This is a genomic window from Pseudopontixanthobacter vadosimaris, from assembly GCF_012979275.1.
Taxonomy (GTDB): domain Bacteria; phylum Pseudomonadota; class Alphaproteobacteria; order Sphingomonadales; family Sphingomonadaceae; genus Pseudopontixanthobacter; species Pseudopontixanthobacter vadosimaris.
Map to the genome: position 1 here is coordinate 1 of NZ_JABASZ010000034.1, position 4,607 is coordinate 4,607.

A 4,607-nucleotide genomic window follows, 5' to 3' on the forward strand; every position below is an offset into this window, starting at 1 on the left:
AACCAGATCGTGTCTTCGAAACCCGGGCGGTGGCGTTCCTCCGGCTGCGGCGCGGGCGCGGGGCTGCAGCAGGCAAGCGCCAGCGTCAGCGCGGCGGCGGCGGGCCTGCCGAAACGGCGAAAGGCGGGGGCGGATAGTGATGCAGGCATGCATTTTCCCTGTTCTGTCGATCGCCTTCATGCAGGCGGTTTTCACCTTGCACAATGCCCGCTAGGGCCATTCGGGTCCATGAACGATCCGCTTTCCCCGTCTCCGCGCCGCAACACCCCCGCCGCAAGGGGCAGGCAGCGCGCCGACCAGATGCTGGTGGACCGGGGTCTCGTCGAAAGCCGCACCCGCGCGCAGGCGCTGATCATGGCGGGGCTGGTCTTTACCGGCGAGACGAAGCTGGCGAAACCCGGCCAGCAACTGCCCGCCGATGCGCCGCTGGAGGTGCGCGGGCGCGACCACCCCTGGGTCAGCCGTGGCGGGATCAAGCTGGCCCATGCGCTCGATCATTTCGCGCTGGACCCGGCGGGCGGCATTGCGATGGATATCGGCAGTTCCACCGGCGGCTTTACCGATGTGCTGCTCAGCCGGGGAGCGCAGCGGGTGTTCGCCGTCGATTCGGGCACCAACCAGCTGGCGTGGAAACTGCGGCAGGACGAGCGCGTCACCGTGCTGGAACAGACCAGCGCCCGCGTTCTGACGCCGGAGATGATCGATGCGCCCTGCGACTGGGTAGTCTGCGATGCCTCCTTCATCGGCCTGGCCAAGGTGCTGGAGGTGCCGCTGCGCCTCGCCGCGCGGCATTGCGACCTGGTGGCGCTGATCAAGCCGCAATTCGAGGTCGGCCGCGAGGAGGTCGGCAAGGGCGGCGTCGTCCGCGATCCCGCATTGCACCGGCGCTGCTGCGACGAGGTGCGCGACTGGTTCGTGCAGGTCGGCTGGCATGTGCATGGCATCGTGAAAAGCCCCATCACCGGCCCGGAAGGCAATGTCGAATTCCTGGTCCACGCCTTGCGGCGCTAGCGACCTGTCCCGCAAGGATACGCGGCCGATGACCCTCGGCCCGGCGGCATTGCGGCCACCGCCGGTGCAGGCTAACCGGCTTGCGAAGAAGCGGCTGCCATGCCGCAGGGCGGGCGAAGGAGCCGGACAGGTCCGTGCCGGTCAGGGAGTTTGCGATGCGGGGAAGTCTGATATGCCGGGAAGTCTGATATGAATCTCCTTGCCTCGCGCCGCCAGTTGCGCGCCAGCCTGCTGCGCTGGGCATTGGTGACGGTTCCGGCGGTCGTTCTGCTGGGCTTTCTCTCGGGCAATCTTGCGCCCAGCGGGCCGGACAATCCGTGGTTCGCCGCCTTGGACAAACCCGCGATCTACCCGCCGCCGATGTGGTTCGGCATCATCTGGGGCCTGTTGTTCGTGATGCAGGGGCTGGCGCTGGCGCTGATCTGCGCGGCATGGGGCGCAAGGGGGCGGGCGATGGCGCTGGTGCTGTTCGCGCTGCAATTCGCCCTCAGCCTGGCCTGGACGCCGGTGTTCTTCGGCATGCGCGACATGGGTCTTGCCCTCATCGTCCTTCTCGTTCTCGATGCGCTGGCACTGGTCACGGCCATCTATTTCTGGCGCATAAGGCGCGGCGCGGGCCTGTTGATGGTGCCCTATATTCTCTGGATCCTGTTCGCCACGCTGCTGAACTGGCAAATCCTGCAATTGAATCCCGACCCTGCGGCAGTGCCGGATAGCGGCGCGGTGCAGCGGATCGCCATCTAGGAGCATTGCTCGGCACGCATTGACGGGAACCGCCGGGCACTCCACATAGGCATCATGCAAAGCCAGAATCCCCTCATCTCCGACTTCGTCAAGCTCGCCAACAGCGCGGCGGGCACCTTTGCCGGCATGACGCGCGAGGCGCGGGAGAGCGGCCGCGAACGTCTGAAGGAAGCGCTCGGCGGCATGGATTTCGTCACGCGCGAGGAATTCGACGCGGTGAAGGACATGGCGGTCAGGGCGCGGGAAGAAAACGAGCGGCTGGCCGCCCGGATCGCGCTGCTCGAAGCCCGGCACGCGGCAGACTGAACCCCGAACACTCCGCCGGCGAAGCTGATAATTGTGAATGCGGGAACCGGCGCGCCTGTTTGGGCCTTGTAGAATCAAGGTTCAACAAGGCAGGCCGCGATGATCATCCAGCTCAACCCTCCGATCCCGCTGCACGTTCTCGGCAAGGGGGATGGCTATGCCCTGGCGATGATCGATTACGGGCAGGAACATAATCTGCTCTGGGTCACCGCCATCGACGATACGGGCGAGATCTGGTGCGCGCCCAATCCTACCGTCCGGATGCAGAAGAACTGGTCGATGGGCCGGGGCGAGCCGCTGGCGACGCGCGCCTCCCGCAGCGGGGCTGCGCCAGACTGACGGAATCCCGCATGGGCGGCGCGGCGTGAGCGAGCAGGCCCGCCCCGGCGCCCGCCCCGGCGCATGATTGCAAGTTTCGCGCCGGCCCGCCACATGGAAGCCATGCAGCTACGCGCCCCTGCCATCTTCCTCGCTGCGCGCCACCATGGCGAAACCGCCATCATCGCCCGGATGCTGACCGAGAATCACGGCATGGTCGCAGCCTATGTCGCGGGCGGGCGCGGGCGGCAGATACGGCCCGTGGTCATCCCCGGCAATCTCGTCGCCGCCGATCTGCGCGCGCGGTCGGACAGCCAGTTGCCTTTCGCCCGGCTGGAACTGGTGCGCAGCCGGGGGCCGTGGCTGTCCGAACCGCTGCCAGCCGCCGCCATCCAGTGGGTCTGCGCGCTGACGGCGACCGTGCTGCCCGAACGCAATCCCTATCCGCGCCTCTACAGCGCGCTGGCCGCGCTGCTCGAACTGGTGTGCCTCGCCCCTTCGGCGCGCGGCTGGCTGGGCGGGCTGGTCATGTATGAAGCGCTGCTGCTGCGCGAGCTTGGCTATGGTTCGCCGGCACCGGCACGCGTTACACCTGACCAGGGGTTCGAGGCTGCGCTTGCCGCCTTCTACCGGCTGGCTCAGCCGATCCGGCACTACCTGCTTGCCGACCGGCGGGGCGATGTTATGGCTGCGCGCACCATGTTGGGGGCGAGGCTGGCGAAGATCGCCGGGGCTGGCGATCCGGAGGGATAACGCATGAAACTGGCGGTTCTGGCAGGCGACGGCATCGGACCGGAAGTGACGGCACAGGCGCTGCGGGTGCTGGACGCGCTGCGCCTGCCGCGCCTGACCATCTGGCATGGCGATGTCGGCGGCGCGGGCTATCGCCGCCATGGCCACCCTCTGCCGCCCGAGACGCTGGAGATGGCGAAGGCTGCCGATGCCGTGCTGTTCGGTGCGGTGGGCGACCCTGACTGCGATGCGCTGGAACGGCGCTTGCGGCCCGAACAGGCGATATTGGGCCTGCGCCGCGAGCTCGGCCTGTTCGCCAATCTGCGGCCCGCGCGCATGTTCGACGGGCTGGAGGATCTTTCCGCCCTGCGCCCCGAGATCGCCCGGCGGATCGACCTGCTGATCGTGCGGGAATTGAACGGCGACGTCTATTTTGGCGAGAAGGGCATGCGCCGCACCGCCGACGGGCGGCGCGAGGGATGGGACGCGATGTCCTACGCCGAGGACGAGGTCCGCCGCATCGCCCGCACGGGCTTTGCCGCCGCCGCGAGTCGCAAGGGCCGCCTGACCAGCGTGGACAAGGCCAATGTGCTTGAGACCAGCCAGCTCTGGCGCGACGTGATGGTGGAAACCGCGGCGGAATTTCCCGAGATCGCGCTCGACCACCTCTATGTCGACAATGCCGCGATGCAATTGGTGAAAGACCCCGGCCAGTTCGACGTGATCGTCACCGGCAATCTGTTCGGCGACATCCTGTCCGACCAGGCGAGCATGTGCGTGGGCTCCATCGGCCTGCTGCCCAGTGCGGCGCTGGGCGAGCGGCAGACGGAACATGGCATTTTCGGCCTTTACGAACCCATCCACGGCAGCGCGCCCGACATCGCCGGGCAGGGCGGGGCCAACCCGCTGGCCGCGATCCTGTCGGCGGCGATGATGCTGCGCCATTCCTTCGGGCGCGAGGACGACGCCGCCCGCGTTGAACAGGCCGTCGCCAGGACGCTTGCGAGCGGTATTCGCGGTTACGATCTGGGCGGACAGGCCGGAACCTTGGCGATCGGTGATGCGGTGCTGGCGAATCTGTAGGCCGGGGCCGCAGGAGTGACCCCGCCGGACCTTGCCATCGTCCTTCCGACGCTGAACGAAAGCGGCAATCTTGCCCCGCTGATCGACCGGATCGGCGCCGCGCTGCGAGGCATCGCGTGGGAAGTGATCGTCGTCGACGACGACAGCGCGGACGGGACGGCGGATGAGGCGCGCCTGCTGGCCCGGCGCGACGGGCGTGTGCGGGTCATTCAGCGGATGGGCCGGCGGGGGCTGTCCTCCGCCGCGATCGAGGGGATGCTGGCCACCGCCGCGCCGCATGTGGCCGTCATGGATGCCGACCATCAGCACGACCCCTCGCTGCTCCCCGCGATGCTCGCCGCCGTGCGGGGCGGGGCGGATGTGGCGGTCGCCTCGCGCTTCGCACCGGGCGGCAGCGTGGCGGACTGGGCGCA

7 protein-coding genes are annotated in these 4,607 nt (G+C 68.2%); all 7 read left to right on the plus strand.

The genetic code is table 11. The annotated features are described in order from the left end of the window. Positions 1 to 228 precede the first annotated feature (228 nt). Positions 229 to 1,011: a TlyA family RNA methyltransferase gene (locus HG250_RS07870; protein ID WP_240957003.1), complete on the plus strand. Its 783-nt coding sequence runs from the start codon at positions 229 to 231 to the stop codon at positions 1,009 to 1,011. Between the two features lie 189 nt (positions 1,012 to 1,200). Next, on the plus strand, positions 1,201 to 1,755 hold the full coding sequence (locus tag HG250_RS07875) for a TspO/MBR family protein (protein WP_170004450.1): 555 nt from the start codon (positions 1,201 to 1,203) through the stop codon (positions 1,753 to 1,755). 54 nt (positions 1,756 to 1,809) lie between these two features. Next, positions 1,810 to 2,061: an accessory factor UbiK family protein gene (locus HG250_RS07880; protein WP_170004452.1), complete on the plus strand. Its 252-nt coding sequence runs from the start codon at positions 1,810 to 1,812 to the stop codon at positions 2,059 to 2,061. 99 nt (positions 2,062 to 2,160) lie between these two features. Then, positions 2,161 to 2,400: a hypothetical protein gene (locus HG250_RS07885; RefSeq protein WP_170004454.1), complete on the plus strand. Its 240-nt coding sequence runs from the start codon at positions 2,161 to 2,163 to the stop codon at positions 2,398 to 2,400. 102 nt (positions 2,401 to 2,502) lie between these two features. After that, entirely contained in the window at positions 2,503 to 3,132 is a 630-nt protein-coding gene (recO, locus tag HG250_RS07890) for a DNA repair protein RecO (protein ID WP_170004456.1), read from the plus strand. A 3-nt stretch (positions 3,133 to 3,135) separates the two neighbouring features. Then, positions 3,136 to 4,194 (plus strand): 3-isopropylmalate dehydrogenase, encoded by a 1,059-nt coding sequence (gene leuB, locus HG250_RS07895; protein WP_170004458.1) that lies wholly within the window; start codon positions 3,136 to 3,138, stop codon positions 4,192 to 4,194. Positions 4,195 to 4,209: 15 nt separating this feature from the next. Next, on the plus strand, positions 4,210 to 4,607 hold a 398-nt coding region (locus HG250_RS07900), incomplete at its 3' end, for a glycosyltransferase (RefSeq protein WP_170004460.1).